Below are 17,905 nucleotides of genomic sequence, written 5' to 3' on the forward strand. Positions count from 1 at the left end.
ATTGGGGGGGCCCTCAATCCGTCACAGCGAACACCACGCGGTCGTTGCGCAGGCGCTCGGGATCGAGGATGCGGATGGTGGCGTTCTTCCGGTCATCGGCGAGGATCACGGTGTAGTCCTTGTCCTTCTGGAGGGAGCCGGGCACCACGTTCACCTTGCTGATCTTGGCGAGGCCCACGTCGGAAGCCTGGATCTGGACCGTGGGATTCGGCTCATCCAGGGGCAGGTCCTTCTCGAAGCGGGAGGCGACGGCCTTGGGACCCATGCGGTCCTTGGCGAAGACCGGCACCACGATGACGCCCTCGTTGACCAGCTGCCGGCGCTGGCCGACCAGGTAGTGCATCGAGTTGAGCTTGGCCTTCTGGGCCTGGCTCAGGGTCGTCAGCTCGCTCACCTGGGACATCAGGGTGCTCTTCTCGGTGTGGAGGGCGTCCACCTCCTCCTGCACCTTGGTCCGCTCAGCCTGCAGGTCCTGCACCTGGCCGGAGAGGTCATCGCGATCCTTCTGCAGGGCCGCCCGCTGGTTGTGCAGATACTCGGTGGGGCCGATGGCGGCCTTGCCCTGGGTGACGGCCGTGAGGTAGGCGCCGCCAGCATACTGCTGGTAGACCTGCCAGCCAGGCTGGAGGTCTTCCAGGATGTTCGCCCGGGCGGCGAGCGTCCTGGCCTTTTCCTCCGAGAGACCCTTGCCCTTCAGGAAGCGCAGGGCCATGGCGAAGTGGTTGTCCTTCTCGGTGGCGATCTGGGGCTTGGGCAGCTGGGCCTGGAGCCGGGCCACCTTGGCATTGAGTTCACCGATCTGCTTGTCGCGGTCCAGGATCTCCTGCAGGAGGGCGGCGGTGCTGTTGTTCTTCTCGGCCTTGACGCGCGTCTCCAGGAGGGCGCGCTGGTCCTCCGTCAACGGGATGCCCGTGGCGTTGGGTTGCAGCCCGGCCTTGGCCATGGCCTCGGCCTGGGCCTTGGCGGCGCCCTGGGCCTGACCTTCAGCCTGCTGGGCCTCGGCGACCTTGCTGGCGAAATCCTTGGATTCGGTGGATTCGGACTGGGCCTTCTTGTCGCATCCAGAAGTGATGGCCAGTGGCAGAGCTGCGAGGGCGAGGCCGAGGGTGAAGGTCTTCAGGAAGGTCATGCACACCTCCTCAGGGAACATTGGACCTGAAGGGTGGTGCCGCCTCTGGATTCATGCAAGTCAATGTAGATACACCATTTGTTCTATCGACTGCCCCTCCCTGCGGAGGTGTGCCCGGCCTAAGCGCCATGATCTCTTCACTCAAGGGAGGCCGGTCCGAGCCACGGCCATGAAAGTTTTTCCGTGGCGACCGCCCGAGCAGGCTGGAGGGAGCCCTTCGACCAGGGTTCCCGTCGGCACCAAGTGCATCACCCGAGGTCTGCGGGCACTCTCTGGTCTCCGGCCGGTTCCCAGAAGGTCGCCGGGTTCACCAGGTTCGCCAGGCCACCCAGATCCTCGGTGGCGTCCAGCAGCTCCAGGAAGCGGGCGAAGGGATCGTCCAGGGCGTCGATGCGCGCCCATTCCGGGTCGGTCCAGGGCTCCAGCACGAAGTCCACCAGGGGCCGCTGGAAAGGGCCGATGCCCAGGCGCAGGCGGGCGATGTCCGTGGTGCCCAGGCACTCGAAGACGGAGCGGAGGCCGTTGTGGCCGCCGGCCGAGCCGTCGAGCCGGAAGCGGCCCGTGCCCAGGGGCAGGTCCTTGTCGTCGTAGAGCAGCACCATGCGCCGGGGATAGAGACCCGCGGCCCCGGCCTGGGCGCAGGCCTCTCCGGACAGGTTCATGTAGGTGGCGGGGACCAGGGCCTGGAGGTGACCCGTCAGCGGATAGAGCGCGCCGGACGGAAACCGCTTCGAAGGCGACGGCGCCAGGCCCCGGTCCGCCATCCAGCGCTGGAGCATGAGGCGACCCAGGTTGTGTCGGGTGTCCTGGTAGTCGGGGCCGGGGTTGCCGAGGGGAACGAGGGTCCACATGGGTTGAAGCTATCAGCTATCAGCGGTCGGCTGTCAGGCGGACCAGTTCACGGCCTCAGTGCTGGTGGTGGGCTTCCGCTTCGGGGCCTTCGGCGGGGGAACCGCCCCGGGCGGCCGTCTGGTAGACGCCATCCACGTAGTGGAGGAAGGTCACGTAGGCGGCCACGGCCTTGCGGCCGGAGGCGGGATCCGGCGTGGCCTGGCTCCGGGCGGCCCGGGCCTCCTTGAAGCGGGCCTCGAGGCCCGGCTTGAGGACGCCGTGCATGAGCTCGAACACGGGCTTCAGGTCGCCGGAGGCCAGCGCCTGGTCCGCGGCGGGGATGGCAAGGCCGAAGTCCAGGCCCGCGGGCTTGAGGCCCGTGTAGGGGGCGCCTTCGCCGGCGCGGTGGATCCGCACCAGCGTTTCAAAGAAGTAGGCTTCGGCCAGCTCCTTCGCCTCCGGGCCCAGGGCGCCGACCTTGAGGGTGCGGGCGAAGGCTGCGCGGATCTGGGCCTCGTCCTCCGCCTTCACCCAGGCGAGAACGGGGTTCACGTCGCCCTTGGCCAGCGCCTGCCGGGCGGCGACGACCACGGGACCGTCCAGGGCATCGCAGTGGGCGCCCAGGGGCAGGGCGACCAGGAGGGCCGTCAACAGGGCCGGGAAGGGGAACCTTCGCATGGGAAACTCCGAGGGATGCCGCCGGTTCAGCGGGTGGAAGGGGGTTGGAGGAGGGCGAGCAGGGTCGCGCAGGTTTCGCCGGGATCCGTGGCCCGGCCCTGGCCGGCGGCCTGGGCGTAGACGAGGTGCATGAGCAGCCCGAAGACCACGGTCACCAGGGCCTTCGGCGGCAGGTCGGTGCGGACGGCCTCCTGCTGCTGGGCCTCCCGGAGCGCCTCCAGGAGGAAGGCCTGGGTCCGGGTGACCACGCCCCGCAGGCGCACCGCGGCGGCCTCCGGCAGGGCCAGGGCGAACTGCTCGGAAAACATCAGCCGCCCGATGCCCCGGTGGCCGCCGATCACCTTCGCGCGGGCCCGGATGAGGGACTGGATGCGCTCCAGGGGCGGGTCCGTCGCCCGGGGGAAGGTGCCGAGGATCAGCTCCTCCACCCGCAGGACCACGGCCTCCAGCAGCTCCTCCCGGTTGGCGATGTGGCGGAAGGGCGCCCCGCTGCTCACCCCTAGCTCCGAGGCCAAGGCGCTGGTGGTGAGGGCGGCGATGCCCCGGGTCTCGATGATGCGCAGGGCGGCGTCTGCGATCTCCGCGCGTTTCGGGGTGAGCTCCAGGGTTGATCGGTCCATGGTTCGAATGTAAGTAAGTACTTACTTTTGTCAAGCACTCAAAAAAACGGGCACCGCGAGGCGCCCGTTTCTGGCTGACGGCTGATCGCCGGAAGCTACTTCTTCTCTTCCTTCTTGCCCTTCTTGGCCACTTCCGGCTCGGCAGCAGCCGCGGCGGGAGCGGCGGCTTCCTCTTCCTCGGCAGCCTTGCCGCGGACGGAGCAGACCGTCTGGTGCGCATCGCCGATGAAGGCGACATTGGGCATGAGAGCGATCTGCTCGAAGCGGATGCTGTCACCCACGGCCAGGTTGGTCACGTCCACGTCGATGTGGGCGGGGATGATGCTGGGCAGGCACTCGAGCTCGATCTCGCGGTGGGCGAAGTCGAGGACGCCGCCCATGCTCTTCACGCCGATGGAGGTGCCGACCAGGCGCACGGGCACCTTCACGCGCACCTTGTGGGTCATGTCCACACGCATGAAGTCCACGTGGGCCAGACGGCCGGTGATGGGGTCGCGCTGCAGGTCCTTGATGATGACGTGGCGCTTGATGTCCGTGCCCTCGCGCTGGAGGAACATCACGGAGTTCATGCCGGCATCGCTGGCCAGCACACGGGCCACGGCCTTGGGGCTGATGGCGATGGCGATGGGGGCTTCGTTCAGGCCGTAGACGACGGCCGGGATCATGCCGCTCTTCTTGAGGTCGCGGATGGCGGCCTTGCCGAAGGTCTCGCGCTTGGGAACGATCAGGACTTCCTGGGACATGGGATTCCTCCTACCTGGCAGCCCCGGCACGGGCCTGGCTGCCCTCTCGTTGGTGGTGGGTCCGGGCGGACCGTACGGCGTCTCCTCATGGAGGGCCGAATCCCCGATTCTGCCCTAGAAAGCCCGGAAAACAAAGGAAGTTCTTGGCGAGTGGCACTCTATGGCCTGTACCATCAGGGCGTTACATCCGGACGATACGCTCCGGACCCAGAGGCCTCCCGTGTTCCACCCCATCCCCCGCCCCGAGGAACTGCTCAATCGCGAACTGAGCTGGCTGGATTTCAACGCCCGGGTCATGGAGGAGGCGGAGGATTCCACGGTGCCCCTGCTGGAGCGGGTGAAGTTCCTCAGCATCGTGTCCAGCAACTGGGACGAGTTCTTCATGGTGCGGGTGGCCGGCATCTGGCGGCAGATCGACGCCGGCATCAACCAGCCCGGCCCCGATGGCCTCACGCCCCGCCAGCTGCTGGAGCGGGTGTCCTCCCGGATCCACGCCTACTCGGCCCGCCAGCATGAGCTCTTCCACGCCATCCTCGAGCCCCAGCTGGAGGCCGCGGGCATCCGCATCCTGGATCCGAGGCACCTGGACGAGGCCCAGGGGGCGTTCCTCCTGGACTACTTCGAGCGCAGCCTGCTGCCCCTGATCACGCCCCTCGCCGTGGACACCGGCCATCCCTTCCCCCGCCTGGGCAACCGGGCCCTGGTGCTGGTGGTGGAGCTGGAGCCGGATGAGGACCTGCTGGACGGGGACCTGCCGGCCTCGGAGCTCTCGTTCATCCATGTGCCCACGGGCCTGGCCTCGCGGTTCCTGCGGGTGCCATCGGCCCCCGGGACGCATGCGTTCGTGATGCTCGAGGACGTGGTGCGCCACCACCTGTCCCGCCTCTTCCTGGGCTACACGGTGAAGAGCTGCCACGCGATCCGGGTGACCCGCGACTCGGACCTGCCGGTGGAGGAGGACCCCTCCGAGGACCTGCTCAAGACCGTGGAGGAGAGCCTGCGTGACCGCCGCCGCGGCGCCGTGGTCCGCCTCCAGTACGAGCACGGTCTGTCGGCCAAGGTGCTGGACATGCTCATCGAGGAGATGGAGCTGAGTCCCGAGGACCTCTATCCCAGCCTGGGCCTGACGGCTTTCTCGGATCTGATGCAGCTCTGCAGCCAGCTGGACCTTCCGCACCTCAAGGATACGCCGCTGCCCCCCCTGCCCGTGCCCCAGCTCGACCAGGCGGGGAGCCTCTTCGACGTCATCGCCCGCAACGACATCCTCCTGCACCACCCCTACCAGAGCTTCGACGACAGCGTGGTGCGCTTCGTGCGGGAGGCGGCGGAGGATCCCAAGGTCCTCGCCATCAAGATGACCCTCTACCGCGTGACGGCCAGCAGCCCCGTGGCGGCGGCCCTGGAGCGCGCCGCGGAGCGGGGCAAGCAGGTGGCAGCCATCGTGGAGCTGCGGGCGCGCTTCGACGAGGCCGCCAACATCGCCTGGGCGCGCCGCCTGGAGAAGACCGGCGTGCATGTGGTCTACGGCCTGCCCAACCACAAGATCCACTGCAAGGCCTGCCTCGTGGTACGCCAGGAGGCCGGCGGCATCAAACGGTACTGCCACCTGGGCACGGGCAACTACAACGAGCGCACCAGCCGCCTCTACTCGGACCTGGGCCTCTTCACCGCCCGGCCGGAATTCGGCGAGGATCTCTCCAACCTCTTCAACATGCTCACGGGCTATACCCGCCCGCCGCGGTTCAACCAGATCCTGCTGGCCCCCCAGTACCTGAAGAAGGCCCTCAAGGAGCGCATCCAGCGGGAGATCGGCCATGCGCGGAAGGGGCGCTCCGCCCGCATGGTGCTCAAGATGAACGCCCTGGTGGATCCCCAGCTCATCCAGCTGCTCTACGAGGCCAGCCGCGAGGGCGTGAAGGTGGATCTCATCGTGCGGGGCACCTGCTGCCTGCGGCCCGGCGTTCCCGGGTTGTCGGAGAACATCCGGGCGCTGTCGATCCTGGACCGGTTCCTGGAGCATGCCCGGGTGTACCACTTCGCGAACGACGGGCGGCCCGAGACCCTTCTCTCCAGCGCCGACCTCATGCCGCGGAACCTCGACCGCCGGGTGGAGCTGGCCTTCCCCCTTGTCGATCCCATCCTGGCGGCCCAGGTGATGGAGATGGTGGAGCTCCAGCTGCACGACACGCTCAAGGGCCGGGTGCTCGGGCCGGATGGCGAGGTGCTGCGCCGGGGCCTGGACTTCCAGGACCCCCCGCTCCGCAGCCAGCTCCGCATCTACGAGCACACCCTGCTGGCCAGCGGCGTGGGCGCCCTGACCCAGAAGCTGGGGCCGCTGGACCCGGACATTTGAGCCTCTCCGGGGGTTCCCCTCGCAACACATGCGTTGCGAGGAGCTAGGGTCGCGCTGCGCGCACACCCCCGCGGTCCCCCACGCCGAGGCCAGGGGACCTTGCCTCGGCTGGAACTCTGACGGGAGAAGACCGCGCCGTGCGGTGTCGGCCATTCATTCCCCGTGGCAGACTAATGGGCTGGAGATCCGCATGACCAAGATCAGCCGCGCCGCCCTGTTCGAAGCCCTGAATGCCTACACCGTCCCCGGGACCAACGCCACCCTCACCACGCTGAAGGCCGTGAAGGGCATCGATGTCACCGAGGGCAAGGTGACGGTGCTGCTCCAGCTCATGGACGCCTACCGGGATCGCGTGGCGGCCATCAAGGAGGCCCTGGAGGGCCTGATCCGCCGGCAGCCCGGGGTCACGGACGTGGAGATCGAGATCGGCTGGGAGAAGACCGCCCAGGTGGAGTTCAAGAACCTCATCCCCGGCATCAAGCGCTGCGTGGTGGTGGGCTCCGGCAAGGGCGGCGTGGGCAAGAGCACGGTCACGGCCAACCTGGCCATCGCCCTGTCCCAGCTGGGCCTGAAGGTGGGGCTGCTGGACTCGGACATCTACGGTCCCTCCATCCCCATGATGCTGGGCCTCAAGGACTCGCCCCTGGGCACGCCGGACGGCCAGATCCTGCCCCTCGAGAAGTTCGGCATCAAGGTCATGTCCATGGGCCTGCTCATCGAGGAGGACCGGCCGGTCATCTGGCGCGGCGCCATGCTCAACAAGGCCCTCCAGCAGTTCCTGAAGGACGTGGCCTGGGGCGACCTGGACGTGCTGCTCATCGACCTGCCGCCCGGCACCGGCGACGTGCAGCTCACGCTCATCCAGAACGCCCAGGTGGACGGCGCGGTCATCGTCAGCACGCCGCAGGACGTGGCCTTCCTCGACGCCAAGAAGGCCATCGGGATGTTCGGCACGGTGAAGGTGCCCGTGCTCGGCATCATCGAGAACATGAGCAGCTTCATCTGCCCCGGCTGCGGGAAGGAGACCCAGATCTTCGGCCACGGCGGCGTGAAGGCCGCGGCCATCCGCATGGAGCTCCCCTTCCTGGGCGAGGTGCCCATCGACCTGGCCATCCGCGAGGGTGGGGACAGCGGCAAGCCCTTCGTGGCGGAGCATCCCCACAGCATCCAGACCAAGGTCTTCCAGGACATGGCCGAGACGCTCAAGGGCGTGCTGAAGCTCTAGGGTCTAAGGTCTCCCGAACGCCTCGAGGCGGAGCGGCCGGGCCACGGTGAGCGTGGCCCGGCCCCCATCCTGGATGGTCAGCCGGCTCCCAGGTCCCAGGCGGAACCCCTCGTCCGGGGCCGCGAGGGTGCGGCCATCCGGCAGGGTCAGGGACTGGAAGGCCACGAAGCGGTACTCGCCGCGCAGCAGATGGACCAGCCCCACCAGCCGGGTGCCCGCGGGCAGCAGCAGGGCCCGGTGCCGGGAGTCGTACACCGGTGCCTCCAGGCTGAGGTGGAGGAGGGTGCGCCCGGGATCGGTTGGGGGCGCTGTGAGGTCCCCCTCGATCCGCAGGGGCAGCTCGAGCCCGGCCGGCACCGCATAGACCGGCTCGCCCTCCTGGAGCCGGAGCTCCGCGGCACCCTTGGCCGGGGCCGGGGAGGGCAGCTGCAGGATGGGGGCGCGGGGCGACGGCGGTGGCAGGGGCGCGGGGCCCGCGCTCAGCAGGCCCACCCTCAGCAGGCACGGGATCATCAGCGGGAGCAGGATCGGCATGGGGGCCTCAGTTCAGCTTGCCCGCGCCCATGGCGGCGAGGTCGCCGGGAATGGCCACGGCGCCGAAGCTGGTCACGGCCGCCTGGCCCTCGCGGGACAGCACGAAGCGGAGGAACTCCTTCACGGCGGGATCCAGGGCCCGGCCCGGGGCCTTGTTCACGTAGATGTAGAGGAACCGGGTCAGGGGATAGGTCGCGTTCTGGATGGTCTCGAGGGTGGGTTCCACGAAGCGGTCGCTGCCGAAGGAGGCCACGGGCACGCCCTTCACCATGCGGTTGGCGTATTGCAGGGGACCGTAGCTGATGCCGCCCCCGTCCACCGCCGGGGCCTCCACCACCGCGAACTGGTCCATGAAGGCCTTCACGCCGGGCTTGAAGTCGCCCTTCTTCATCACGTGCTCGCGGAAGAACGCGCGGGTGCCGGAGTTCTCGTCGCGGCCGTAGGCCTGGATGTCCCGCTGCTTCCAGTCGCCTCCGAGGCCGAGGTCGCCCCACCGCTGGATGTCGCGCTTGGCTCCGGCCTTGCGGGTGGTGGAGAAGATGGCGTCGATCTCCTCCATGCGGAGCTGCTTCACCGGGTTGTTGGCGTTGACGTAGACCACGAGGGCGTCGACGGCCACGGGGATCCGGGTGGGCGCGTAGCCGTACTTGGCCTGGAAGGACGCCAGTTCCTGGTCCGTCATCTCGCGGCTCATCTGCCCGACGAGGGCGCTGCCGTCCAGGAGGGCCCGCGGCGCCGTGGCCGAACCCTTGCAGATGAAGTTGGTGGTCAGGCGCGGATGGAATTTCTTGAAGTCCTCGCCCCAGAGCACCATCAGGGGCTCCATGGAATCCGAACCCACGCTCTTTAGCTCGCCGGAGACGGTGTGCTCGGCCGCGTAGGCGGGCAGATCCACCGGCTTCGCGGCGACCGGGGCTGCGGCCGCCTTCGGCTTGGCGGGGAGCTCCTCCACCGGCTGGCAGGCCAGGCCGAACAGGAGCAGGGACGAGGCGGCGAGCGCACGAAGGGACATGGGATCCTCCGGATCCATTGCGCCATGCGGAGGTGACGGCGCCGTGAAACCGGGGCTCCTTCGCCGTGACCGGCCGGAATGGAGCTATCCTGGGCCATGGCCAAGCCGCACATCCCTGAGACCCTCGCTCCGGATCTCCTGGAGCGCCTGCGCGAACGGTTCCACCCCTGGCCGCTCATCAGCGGCTGGGGGCTCACCATCGAAAGTGTGGCGCCCGGCCAGGCGACGATGGTGCTCCAGCCCACCAAGGCCGTGATCAACGGCTCCCGGGGGACGGTGAACGGCGGCGTGCTGGCCACCATCGCCGACATGGTGAGCGCCCTCGCCCTCAGCACGGCCTTCGATGGGGCCATGCCGTTCGCCACCTCCGACCTGCACATCCGCTACCTGGAGCCCGCCCGGGGCGAGGTGCGCGGCGAGGCCCAGGTGGTGCGGATCTCCGGCCGCAGCGGCATCCTGGCCTGCCGGCTCACCTGCGGTGAGCACCTGGTGGCCCACAGCACGGCCAACTTCGCCATCAAGCCCGGCATCGGCGGCTGAGGTGAAGGGCCGGGCGCCATTCCCCGAGGCGCGGGACGCGCGGCAGGATGGACCCATCAGGCGCCTGCGCTACACCCTGGCGCTGCTGGTGGCGGTCATCGTGTGCGGCGGGCTGGGCTACCACTGGCTGTCGCACCTCAATGCCCTCGACAGCTTCTACATGGCCATCACCACCCTGTTCACCGTGGGTTTCCGGGAGCTGGGGGAGGTGAACGCCCGGACCAAGATCTTCACGATCTTCTACCTCATCGTCGGTCTGGGCGTGGCCACCTATGCCCTCTCGAACCTGACCGCCCTGCTCCTGGAGGGCGACCTCAAGGGCTACATCATGGAGCGCCGCATGCAGAAACGCCTGGATGACCTCAAGGACCACATCATCGTCTGCGGCTTCGGGAAGATGGGCTTCCAGGCCGCCTGGGAACTGAAGAAGGCCGGCGTCCCCTTCGTGATCATCGAGCAGGATGAGACCAAGGGCCGCAGCCCCCGCTTCGCCGGGGAGCTGATCCTCTACGGCAATGCCATGGAGGAGCTGATGCTGGAGCGCGCGGGCGTCCGGACGGCCCGGGGGCTCATCACGGCCCTCACCACCGATGCCGACAACGTCCTGGTGACGCTCACCGTGAAGCAGCTGCGGCCGGATCTGCCGGTGGTGGCCCGCAGTGCCAAGCTGGGCACCGAACGCCAGCTGAGGGCCGCCGGGGCCGATCACATCGTGAGCCCCTACGAGATCGGCGGCCGCCGCATGGCGGGCCTGCTGCTCAAGCCCGAGATGATGAACTTCTTCGACATCGTGCTGCAGCAGGAGCAGCTCGAGCTTGGGCTGGAGCGCATCGCCATCGCGCCGGACTCCCCGCTGGTGGGCCAGACCCTGCGGGAGGCCCGCCTGCGCCATGCCACGGGCTCGTTGCTGGTGGGCCTGGTGCATCCGGGCTCGGGGCTGCGATTCAACCCCTCGGGCGAGGAGCGTTTCCAGACGGGGGACGAGCTGCTGGTCATGGGGCCCGCGGACGCCCTGGAAATCCTCACGCGGCTGGCCAAGGGCTGAGGCATGGAGGGGCATGCGCGCCTCCTGCTGGATCTGGCGACGGTGTTGGGCGTCGCCGCACTGACGTCGGTGCTGTTCCAGAAGCTGAAGCAGCCGGCGGTCCTGGGCTACCTGCTGGCGGGCATGATCGTGGGCCCCCATGTGCCCGTGCCGCTGGTGGCGGACCTGGGCAATGTGCGGCTCATGGGCGAGCTGGGTGTCATCCTGCTGATGTTCACCATCGGCCTGGAGTTCAGCCTGCCGAAGCTGCTCCATGCGGGACCGCCGGCCCTGCTCACGGGCACCCTCCAGGTGGGCACCCAGCTGGTGGTCGGCTTCCTCGTGGCCCGCCTGCTGGGGTGGACCCCCCTGGAGAGTGCCTTCTTCGGGGCCAGCCTGGCCATCGCCTCCACCATGATCCTCGCCAAGCTCTTCGACGAGCGCGGCATCCGCGGCCCGCTGAAGGAGACCGTGCTGGGCGTCCTGCTGGTGGAGGACCTCCACGCCGTGCTGCTGCTGGCGGCCCTCACGGCGGCGGCCTCCCTGGGCGGCCCCAGCGCCGGGGCCATCGCGGGCACCCTGCTGAAGCTGGCGGTGTTCCTCGCCGTGTTGGTGGGCGCGGGGCGGCTGGTGGTGCCCCCCGCCGTGCGCTGGGTGGCGGATCACGCGCGCGACGAGGTCCTGCTGGTGGTGGGTGCCGGCCTCTGCTTCGGGCTGGCGCAGCTCGCCGCCTGGGCGGGCTTCTCCGTGGCCATGGGCGCCTTCGTGGCGGGGATGCTGGTCTGCGAATCCGGCCGGGGGCGCAAGGTGGAGCACCTGGTCCATCCCCTGCGGGACCTCTTCGCGGCCATGTTCTTCGTGGCGGTGGGCATGCTGATGGAGCCCGCCGCCGTCTGGCGCGACTGGCCCCTGGTGCTGCTCTTCACCACGCTGGTCATCGTCGTGAACGCGGTGTCCGTGATGGTGGGGGCCACCCTGGCCGGCCTGCCTCTGGCCCTCGGCGTGCGCGCCGGCCTCGCCCTGGGGCAGGTGGGGGAGTTCGGCTTCATCCTCCTGAGTGCCGGCATCGGCCTCGGCGTCGTGGATCCCTCCCGCTACGCCCTGCTGGCCGCCATCTGCGTGGCCACCGCCCTGGCCACGCCGGCCCTCCTGTCCGCCGGAGAGCCCGCGGCCCGGTTCCTGGACCGGCACCTGCCGGCCCCGCTGAGGACCTACCTGAGTCTCTACCAGTCCTGGGCCGCGGCCCTGCGGGCGCCGGCCTTGCGCAAGGCCCCCGGGGCCGCCGTGCGCCGGACCTTCCTGCACCTGCTGCTGGATGCCGTCCTCATCGGCCTGGTGGGGGCCCTGGCGCCGCGGGTGATGCGGCTCGGGGCCGCCTGGCTCGAGGGGAGCGGCACCTTGGGGCACACCCTGGCCCAGGGCGCCGTGCTGCTGGCTGCGGCCAGCCTGGTGGCCCTGCTGGTGAGCCGCATGGTGCGCCGCAGCCGAGTCCTGGCGGAGCGTCTTCTGGACTTGCCGGGCCCCGGCGGCCTGGGCGCCCGCCCTGACACCCGCCGCGCCTTCCGCACCGGACTGCGCCTCGGCGTGCTGCTGCTCACGGGCCTGCCCGTGCTGGCGGCCGTCTCGGCCCTCATCCCCCTCGCCTCCATCGGAGCCCTGGGCGCGGCCTCGGCGCTGGCCATTCCGCTGCTGCTCTGGCGCCGGGCCCGGGGCCTCCAGAGGGATCTCGAGGCGAGCTCCGACTGGATGGGCGAGGACGCCCGAGATCCTTGGGGCACCTCGGAAGCCGCTGCGGCCACCCCCTCCGGGGGCTGGCGCACCCTTCGCATCGGGGCCCGCTGCCCCTCCCTGGGGCGGACCCTGGAGGAGCTGGACCTGCCCGGCGGGGCGGGTGTGGCCCTGGTGGCCCTGCTGAGGGAAGGCCACCTGCTGGAGCCGCGGTCCGAGACCCGGCTCCAGCCCGGGGACCTGCTGGCCCTCAGCGGCCCGGCCTCGGCGCTGGATGAGGCCGAGGCCCTGCTGGGGCGGGAGCCGGGCCCGGGGATCTGAGCGACAGGATCAGCGGGATCCGGAAGGATTCACGGCCCCAGTGACGGGCAGGGCCACCTTGCCGTGCGGCAGCCGGGCCGGCATCTCCGCCAGTTCCCAGGCGGTGACGGCCATGGCCTGGGCGCCCTGCACCAGCTGGTCCGGCACCAGGTGGTCCGGGTAGTCCATCTGGCTGTGGTGGGTGCCCAGGAAGTAGTCCACCGGTTCCTGGATGGCGGCGAAGGCGGGCACGCCGGCCCGGTCGAATGGCGCGTGGTCGGTGCTGCCCATGACGCGGAGCGAGAGGTCCTTCACGCCCAGGTCGTTCAGGGGGGCGATGGCCTGGGCCATGAGGCCGCGGCAGGCCTCGCGGCCCTGCAGGGTGAATCCCTTCACCATGCCGGTGCCCATGTCGTCCACCAGCACGGCCTGGATGGCGTCCAGTTCGGCCTTGTGAGCCTCCACGTAGGCGCGGGAGCCCAGCAGGCCCTGCTCCTCGCCGCTCCAGAGGACCACGCGGAGGGTGCGCCGGGGCTTGAGGCCCGTGGCCTGGAAGGCGCGCAGCACCTCCAAGGCCACGGAGCTGCCCGTGGCGTTGTCCGTGGCGCCGGTGCCCAGGTCCCAGCTGTCCAGGTGGCCGCCCACGATGACGACTTCACCGGGTTTCTCCCGACCGGGGATTTCGCCCACCACGTTGTGGGCCTGGACGGGCGTGGCCGAGAAACCGCCGCCCAGGGTCAGCTCCAGCTTCACCGGCTCCTTCCGGGAGAGGAGGCGCAGCAGCATCTTGTAGGGCTCCTGCGGCACATAGGCCGCGGGGAGCGCGGGCTTCTTCGGATCGCGTCCGGCCCCGCCGCTGGTGAAGCTGAGGCCGTTCTTGCGGCCCGACATGGACAGGGTGGCCAGGGCGCCCTCGTCGAGGAGGAACTGCGCCATGGCGGCCTGCTCCGCCTGGTAGGCCTCGAAGTCACCGCCCCGGCGGGGCAGGGGCGGGCGCTTGTCGTCGGGGTTGGTGCGCAGCAGGATGCGGCCCTTCAGCTGCCCCCTGAAGGCTTTCAGTTCCTCCAGGTTGCGGGCGTCCACCAGGAGCAGGTCGCCCTTCACGGCGCCCCGGGTGCCCGGGGTCCAGGCCAGCTGATCGACCCGGAAGCGGATGCCGTTGTGGGTGAGCAGGCGGGCGCTGTCCACCCCGCGCGTCCAGGCCAGGCCGAAGTCGTAGGCCTCCTCATGGACATTGACCGCGCCGAGCCGCTTCATCTCCCCCATGGCCCAGGCCTGGGCCTGCCGCAGCTGCCCCGATCCCGTGAGGCGGGGTCCGATCACGTCGCACAGGTACTCCACTCGGGCGACCAGCTCGGCGTGTTCCTTGATGTCGCGCAGCAGCCTGCCGGCAGGGGTGTCCGGGTAGTCCTTCAGCACCGGCACGGGCGAAGGCGTCGGCGGGGCGGCCGCAAACGGCGACTGGGCCTGGAGGAGGGCGGCCAGGGTCAGGCCGAACAGGGCGGCGGGGATCCGCGGCATGGGAACTCCTGATGGGAAGGCTGGAACCAGGAAACATCAGAAAACGAGGTATGGCAAGCCGAGAGTCCGGCGGTATGATGACGATGTTTCGGGAAATAGCGAAATGACCTCCGACCCCCTCCGTCCCCTCGTGGACACCCTCAAGACCCTGGCCCATCCGGTGCGCCTGCGCATCCTGGCCCTGCTGCATGCGGGCGAGCTTTGCGTCTGCGAGGTGGCCGAGGTGCTGGGTCTGGCGCCCTCCACCGTGTCCGAGCACCTGACCGGCCTGCGCCGCACGGGCCTGGTGCGCGAGTGGAAGGTCGGCCGCTGGGTTCACGTGGCCCTCTCCGACGAGGCCGCCGTGCGCCCCCTGCTGGAGGCCCTCTGGCCCCTCATGGCCGGCGCCGAGGCCGAGCTTTCCCGCGACCGCGCCCAGGCGCTCGCCCTGCGCTGCGATCCCTGTGACCCCACCGCCTGTCCCCCTGCACGAACCCCCAAGGAGCCCGCATGACCACCCAGCCCCAGACCGAGGCCGCGACCGAAACCACCGGCCTCGATGAGACGACCCTCAACCTCATCGCCCTGGGCGCCGCCATCGGCGCCAACGCCGAGCGCGCCTTCCGCGCCCATCAGAGCCGGCTGGCCGAGCTGGGCGTCTCCAACGACGACATGATCGAGGCCGTCAACATGGCCCTGCGCGTGAAGGGCGATCCCCACTCGCAGATCATGGCCCTGGCCCAGACGACGCTGGTGGGCGAGAGCGCCGGCGGCTGCTGCGGCGGTTCCTGCGCCTGCGAGGAGGCGGGCGGCCAGAAGGGCGACTGCGGCGACGACTGCGACTGCAAGTAGGAGGATCCATGTCCACGGGCCGGCTGTCCTTCCTCGATCGCTTCCTCACCCTGTGGATCTTCCTGGCCATGGGGCTCGGCGTGCTGCTGGGCTTTGCCGTGCCCGGCTTCAACCGCGCCATCAACGCCTGGAACGTGGGCACCACCAGCGTGCCCCTGGCCGCGGGCCTGATCCTGATGATGTATCCGCCCCTGGCGAAGGTGAAGTACGAGGAGCTGCACCTGGTCTTCCGGAACAAGAAGGTGCTGGGCCTGTCGCTCCTTCAGAACTGGATCATCGGACCCCTGCTCATGTTCGGGCTGGCCGTGCTCTTCCTGCGCGACCGGCCCGAGTACATGCTGGGCCTCATCCTCATCGGCCTGGCCCGCTGCATCGCCATGGTCATCGTGTGGAACGACCTGGCCAAGGGCGATACCGAATACTGCGCGGGCCTGGTGGCCTTCAACTCCATCTTCCAGGTGCTCTTCTTCAGCGTGTACGCCTGGTTCTTCGCCACGGTGCTGCCCGCAAAGCTGGGCCTGCAGGGCGCAGTGGTCGCCATCACCATCGGCCAGATCGCCGAGAGCGTCTTCATCTACCTGGGCATTCCCTTCATCGCGGGCTTCCTCACGCGCTTTGTGCTCGGGAAGCTCAAGGGCCTGGACTGGTACCACCGCGTCTTCGTGCCGAAGATCAGCCCGCTGACGCTCGTCGCGCTGCTCTTCACCATCGTGGTGATGTTCAGCCTCAAGGGCGACACCATCGTGAAGCTGCCCTTCGACGTCATCCGCATCGCCATCCCGCTGCTGATCTACTTCGGGGTGATGTTCATGGTCAGCTTCTGGCTGTCCAAGAAGGCCGGCGCCACCTATCCCCAGAGCGCCACGCTGAGCTTCACGGCCGCCAGCAACAACTTCGAACTGGCCATCGCCGTGGCCGTCGCCACCTTCGGCATCGCCCATGGTGCGGCCTTCGCCGCCGTCATCGGGCCCCTGGTGGAGGTGCCCGCCCTCATCGGCTTGGTCAACGTGGCCCTCTGGCTGAAGCGGAAGTGGTACCCCGAGGCCCCGGAGGACCTCGCCAGCGCCGGCTGCTGTCCGGCGGTGGATCCCGCCAAGAGGTAGGCCATGGGCATCTTCGAGGGCAGGGGCATGGTGATCCAGGGGCTGCGCTTCCTGGCGCCGAAGGACGCGCTGGCCGTGCTGAACGAGGGCGCGGTCCTGGTGGACCTCCGCCTCGACGAGCTGGCGGAGATGAAGGCCTTCCAGGTGCCGGAGACGATCCGCATCCCCCACGAGGAACTCCCCGGCCTGCTCGCCGAGCTGCCCGCGGACCGGCCCCTGCTCCTGGCCGACAGCTCTGGCGTCTACACCAAGGAAGCCGCGCACCTGCTGCTCGACCACGGCTTCACCCAGGTGGCCTGCCTCAACGGCGGCATGCTCCTCTGGGACCAGGAGGGCCTGCCCGTGGCGACCGACGCCGCGGCCCTCCTCTACGGACCCTGCCCCTGCGTCCTGCGCCCCCGGAAAGGCCACCGATGATCCGCCCAGTCCTGCCCACCGACGCCCCGGCCCTGGCCGACATCTACAACCCCTACGTGCGGGACACCATCATCACCTTCGAGGAGGAACCGGTTTCCGCGGCCGAGATGGGGGCGCGCATCGCCAAGGTGACCGCGACCTATCCCTGGCTCGTGTGGGAGGAGGACGGCGGGGTGATCGGCTACGCCTACGGCGCCACCTGGCGGACCCGGCACGCCTACCGCTTCGCCGTGGAGACCACGGTCTACCTGGCCCAGGGCCACCACGGGAAGGGACGGGGCGCCGCGCTCTACCAGGCGCTGCTGGACGAACTCCGGCAGCAGGGCTTCCACTCGGCCCTGGGCTGCCTGGGCCTGCCCAACGAGCCCAGCGTGCGGCTGCACGAGAAGCTCGGCTTCCGGAAGGTGGGCCACATGACCGAAGCCGGCTGGAAGTTCGGCGCCTGGGTGGATGTGGGCTTCTGGGAACGGATGCTGTGAAGGAGCCACGGTGACCTCGATCCTCTTCCTCTGCGTGGCCAACAGCGCCCGGTCCCAGCTGGGCGAAGGTCTGGCGCGCCTCCTGTTCCCGGACTTCCGCATCCAGAGCGCCGGCAGCCGGCCCAGCGGCGTGAACCCGTACGCCATCGAGGTCCTGGCGGAGCGGGGCATCGACGCCTCGACGCACACCTCCAAGCCCGTGTCGGCCATCGATCCGGCCTCCGTGGACCTGGTGATCACGCTCTGCGCCGAGGAAGTCTGCCCTGCCTTCCTGGGCAAGGCCGAGCGCCTGCACTGGCCCATCCCGGATCCCGCCAGCGATGATCCTTCGCTGACGCCCGAGGACCTGCGGGCCCGCTTCCGCGCCGCCCGGGACGAGATCGCCCGCCGGTTGGAGGCGCTCGGGCGGGAGCGGGGCTGGATTTCTTGAATTTCGAAAAAAATCGAAATTAGGGCTTGCGCGCTATTTCGACAAACCTAGAATTAAGCCAGGAGGAGACCATGACCGGGCGTGTGGAACAGGCGGCAGAGCGGCTGAAAGCCCTCGGACACCCCGTCCGCCTGGCCATCCTGCGCCGCGTGGTGCAGGGCCCCGAGGCGGGGACGCCCGCCGGAGAGCTGCAGTCGCGCCTGGACATCCCGGCCTCCACCCTCAGCCATCATCTGGCCACCCTCGCCGACGCCGGCCTGGTGCAGGTGGCCCGGGAAGGCACCACGCTCCGCTACCGCGCCGACTTCGGCGTGCTGCATGCGCTCACCGACTACATCTGGCAGGACTGCTGCGCCGGTGGCGCCGCGGAACCGCCGCCCCCTTCGCCCTGCTGCGACAGGGACTGA

At 69.5% G+C, this 17,905-nt stretch carries 20 protein-coding genes; 12 read left to right on the plus strand and 8 right to left on the minus strand.

Annotated elements, in window-relative coordinates; genetic code table 11:
* Positions 1-13 precede the first annotated feature (13 nt).
* From MLE43_RS08765 to MLE43_RS08785, 5 genes are all read right to left on the minus strand, one after another.
* Entirely contained in the window at positions 14-1,129 is a 1,116-nt protein-coding gene (locus MLE43_RS08765; protein WP_243303277.1) for a hypothetical protein, read from the minus strand.
* A gap of 248 nt (positions 1,130-1,377) precedes the next feature.
* Positions 1,378-1,980: an aminoacyl-tRNA hydrolase gene (pth, locus tag MLE43_RS08770; RefSeq protein ID WP_243303278.1), complete on the minus strand. Its 603-nt coding sequence runs from the start codon at positions 1,978-1,980 to the stop codon at positions 1,378-1,380.
* Positions 1,981-2,035: 55 nt separating this feature from the next.
* Complete coding sequence (locus MLE43_RS08775) at positions 2,036-2,638, minus strand: DUF6448 family protein (protein ID WP_243303279.1); 603 nt, start codon at positions 2,636-2,638, stop codon at positions 2,036-2,038.
* Positions 2,639-2,664: 26 nt separating this feature from the next.
* Complete coding sequence (locus MLE43_RS08780; protein WP_243303280.1) at positions 2,665-3,258, minus strand: TetR/AcrR family transcriptional regulator; 594 nt, start codon at positions 3,256-3,258, stop codon at positions 2,665-2,667.
* 95 nt (positions 3,259-3,353) lie between these two features.
* Positions 3,354-4,001, minus strand: coding sequence for a 50S ribosomal protein L25 (locus tag MLE43_RS08785; protein ID WP_243303283.1), 648 nt, complete (start codon positions 3,999-4,001; stop codon positions 3,354-3,356).
* Positions 4,002-4,221: 220 nt separating this feature from the next.
* On the opposite strand from MLE43_RS08785, the gene ppk1 reads away from it, so the two are divergent.
* Both ppk1 and MLE43_RS08795 read left to right on the plus strand, forming a co-directional pair.
* Positions 4,222-6,354, plus strand: coding sequence for a polyphosphate kinase 1 (ppk1, locus tag MLE43_RS08790; RefSeq protein WP_243303284.1), 2,133 nt, complete (start codon positions 4,222-4,224; stop codon positions 6,352-6,354).
* A 190-nt stretch (positions 6,355-6,544) separates the two neighbouring features.
* Positions 6,545-7,579 (plus strand): Mrp/NBP35 family ATP-binding protein, encoded by a 1,035-nt coding sequence (locus MLE43_RS08795; RefSeq protein ID WP_243303285.1) that lies wholly within the window; start codon positions 6,545-6,547, stop codon positions 7,577-7,579.
* A 3-nt stretch (positions 7,580-7,582) separates the two neighbouring features.
* On the opposite strand, the gene MLE43_RS08800 is transcribed toward MLE43_RS08795, so the two are convergent.
* Together MLE43_RS08800 and MLE43_RS08805 are read right to left on the minus strand one after the other, a co-directional pair.
* Entirely contained in the window at positions 7,583-8,113 is a 531-nt protein-coding gene (locus MLE43_RS08800; protein ID WP_243303287.1) for a TraB/TrbI/VirB10 family type IV secretion system protein, read from the minus strand.
* A 7-nt stretch (positions 8,114-8,120) separates the two neighbouring features.
* Positions 8,121-9,125: a PstS family phosphate ABC transporter substrate-binding protein gene (locus MLE43_RS08805; protein ID WP_243303289.1), complete on the minus strand. Its 1,005-nt coding sequence runs from the start codon at positions 9,123-9,125 to the stop codon at positions 8,121-8,123.
* 96 nt (positions 9,126-9,221) lie between these two features.
* Here MLE43_RS08805 and MLE43_RS08810 point away from each other — a divergent pair, with 96 nt between their 5' ends.
* The 3 genes from MLE43_RS08810 to MLE43_RS14865 are packed head-to-tail and all read left to right on the plus strand — an operon-like array spanning position 9,222 to position 12,738.
* Positions 9,222-9,665 (plus strand): PaaI family thioesterase, encoded by a 444-nt coding sequence (locus MLE43_RS08810; protein ID WP_243303291.1) that lies wholly within the window; start codon positions 9,222-9,224, stop codon positions 9,663-9,665.
* Position 9,666: 1 nt separating this feature from the next.
* On the plus strand, positions 9,667-10,710 hold the full coding sequence (locus MLE43_RS08815) for a potassium channel family protein (RefSeq protein WP_243303292.1): 1,044 nt from the start codon (positions 9,667-9,669) through the stop codon (positions 10,708-10,710).
* Positions 10,711-10,713: 3 nt separating this feature from the next.
* Complete coding sequence (locus MLE43_RS14865) at positions 10,714-12,738, plus strand: cation:proton antiporter (protein WP_275976145.1); 2,025 nt, start codon at positions 10,714-10,716, stop codon at positions 12,736-12,738.
* A gap of 9 nt (positions 12,739-12,747) precedes the next feature.
* Here MLE43_RS14865 and MLE43_RS08835 read toward each other — a convergent pair whose 3' ends face one another.
* On the minus strand, positions 12,748-14,238 hold the full coding sequence (locus tag MLE43_RS08835) for a M20/M25/M40 family metallo-hydrolase (RefSeq protein ID WP_243303294.1): 1,491 nt from the start codon (positions 14,236-14,238) through the stop codon (positions 12,748-12,750).
* A 103-nt stretch (positions 14,239-14,341) separates the two neighbouring features.
* Between MLE43_RS08835 and MLE43_RS08840 the strand changes: the two genes are divergently transcribed.
* The 7 genes from MLE43_RS08840 (at position 14,342) to MLE43_RS08870 (ending at position 17,905) form a co-directional block, all read left to right on the plus strand.
* The gene (locus MLE43_RS08840) at positions 14,342-14,731 is read left to right on the plus strand and encodes an ArsR/SmtB family transcription factor (RefSeq protein WP_243303295.1); all 390 of its coding nucleotides are present in this window, start codon (positions 14,342-14,344) and stop codon (positions 14,729-14,731) included.
* A complete protein-coding gene (locus tag MLE43_RS08845) occupies positions 14,728-15,069 on the plus strand; it encodes a carboxymuconolactone decarboxylase family protein (RefSeq protein ID WP_243303296.1) in 342 nt (113 codons plus the stop codon). The genes MLE43_RS08840 and MLE43_RS08845 overlap by 4 nt, the downstream gene beginning before the upstream one ends.
* Before the next feature lie 8 nt (positions 15,070-15,077).
* A complete protein-coding gene (gene arsB, locus MLE43_RS08850) occupies positions 15,078-16,172 on the plus strand; it encodes an ACR3 family arsenite efflux transporter (protein WP_243303297.1) in 1,095 nt (364 codons plus the stop codon).
* Positions 16,173-16,175: 3 nt separating this feature from the next.
* Entirely contained in the window at positions 16,176-16,589 is a 414-nt protein-coding gene (locus tag MLE43_RS08855; protein ID WP_243303298.1) for a rhodanese-like domain-containing protein, read from the plus strand.
* The gene (locus MLE43_RS08860) at positions 16,586-17,068 is read left to right on the plus strand and encodes an arsinothricin resistance N-acetyltransferase ArsN1 family B (RefSeq protein ID WP_243303299.1); all 483 of its coding nucleotides are present in this window, start codon (positions 16,586-16,588) and stop codon (positions 17,066-17,068) included. Before MLE43_RS08855 ends, MLE43_RS08860 begins: the two co-directional genes overlap by 4 nt.
* Positions 17,069-17,078: 10 nt before the next feature.
* On the plus strand, positions 17,079-17,498 hold the full coding sequence (locus MLE43_RS08865; protein ID WP_243303300.1) for an arsenate reductase ArsC: 420 nt from the start codon (positions 17,079-17,081) through the stop codon (positions 17,496-17,498).
* Positions 17,499-17,569: 71 nt separating this feature from the next.
* Positions 17,570-17,905: an ArsR/SmtB family transcription factor gene (locus tag MLE43_RS08870; RefSeq protein ID WP_243303302.1), complete on the plus strand. Its 336-nt coding sequence runs from the start codon at positions 17,570-17,572 to the stop codon at positions 17,903-17,905.

Source organism: Geothrix oryzisoli, from assembly GCF_022808865.1.
GTDB classification, from domain to species: domain Bacteria; phylum Acidobacteriota; class Holophagae; order Holophagales; family Holophagaceae; genus Geothrix; species Geothrix oryzisoli.

Coding starts and splice junctions, on each gene's coding strand:
- MLE43_RS08765 (WP_243303277.1), bottom strand. CDS start 1,129: ATGACCTTCCTGAAGACCTTCACCCTCGGCCTCGCCCTCGCAGCTCTG.
- pth (WP_243303278.1), bottom strand. CDS start 1,980: ATGTGGACCCTCGTTCCCCTCGGCAACCCCGGCCCCGACTACCAGGAC.
- MLE43_RS08775 (WP_243303279.1), bottom strand. CDS start 2,638: ATGCGAAGGTTCCCCTTCCCGGCCCTGTTGACGGCCCTCCTGGTCGCC.
- MLE43_RS08780 (WP_243303280.1), bottom strand. CDS start 3,258: ATGGACCGATCAACCCTGGAGCTCACCCCGAAACGCGCGGAGATCGCA.
- MLE43_RS08785 (WP_243303283.1), bottom strand. CDS start 4,001: ATGTCCCAGGAAGTCCTGATCGTTCCCAAGCGCGAGACCTTCGGCAAG.
- MLE43_RS08795 (WP_243303285.1), top strand. CDS start 6,545: ATGACCAAGATCAGCCGCGCCGCCCTGTTCGAAGCCCTGAATGCCTAC.
- MLE43_RS08800 (WP_243303287.1), bottom strand. CDS start 8,113: ATGCCGATCCTGCTCCCGCTGATGATCCCGTGCCTGCTGAGGGTGGGC.
- MLE43_RS08805 (WP_243303289.1), bottom strand. CDS start 9,125: ATGTCCCTTCGTGCGCTCGCCGCCTCGTCCCTGCTCCTGTTCGGCCTG.
- MLE43_RS08810 (WP_243303291.1), top strand. CDS start 9,222: ATGGCCAAGCCGCACATCCCTGAGACCCTCGCTCCGGATCTCCTGGAG.
- MLE43_RS14865 (WP_275976145.1), top strand. CDS start 10,714: ATGGAGGGGCATGCGCGCCTCCTGCTGGATCTGGCGACGGTGTTGGGC.
- MLE43_RS08835 (WP_243303294.1), bottom strand. CDS start 14,238: ATGCCGCGGATCCCCGCCGCCCTGTTCGGCCTGACCCTGGCCGCCCTC.
- MLE43_RS08840 (WP_243303295.1), top strand. CDS start 14,342: ATGACCTCCGACCCCCTCCGTCCCCTCGTGGACACCCTCAAGACCCTG.
- MLE43_RS08845 (WP_243303296.1), top strand. CDS start 14,728: ATGACCACCCAGCCCCAGACCGAGGCCGCGACCGAAACCACCGGCCTC.
- arsB (WP_243303297.1), top strand. CDS start 15,078: ATGTCCACGGGCCGGCTGTCCTTCCTCGATCGCTTCCTCACCCTGTGG.
- MLE43_RS08855 (WP_243303298.1), top strand. CDS start 16,176: ATGGGCATCTTCGAGGGCAGGGGCATGGTGATCCAGGGGCTGCGCTTC.
- MLE43_RS08860 (WP_243303299.1), top strand. CDS start 16,586: ATGATCCGCCCAGTCCTGCCCACCGACGCCCCGGCCCTGGCCGACATC.
- MLE43_RS08870 (WP_243303302.1), top strand. CDS start 17,570: ATGACCGGGCGTGTGGAACAGGCGGCAGAGCGGCTGAAAGCCCTCGGA.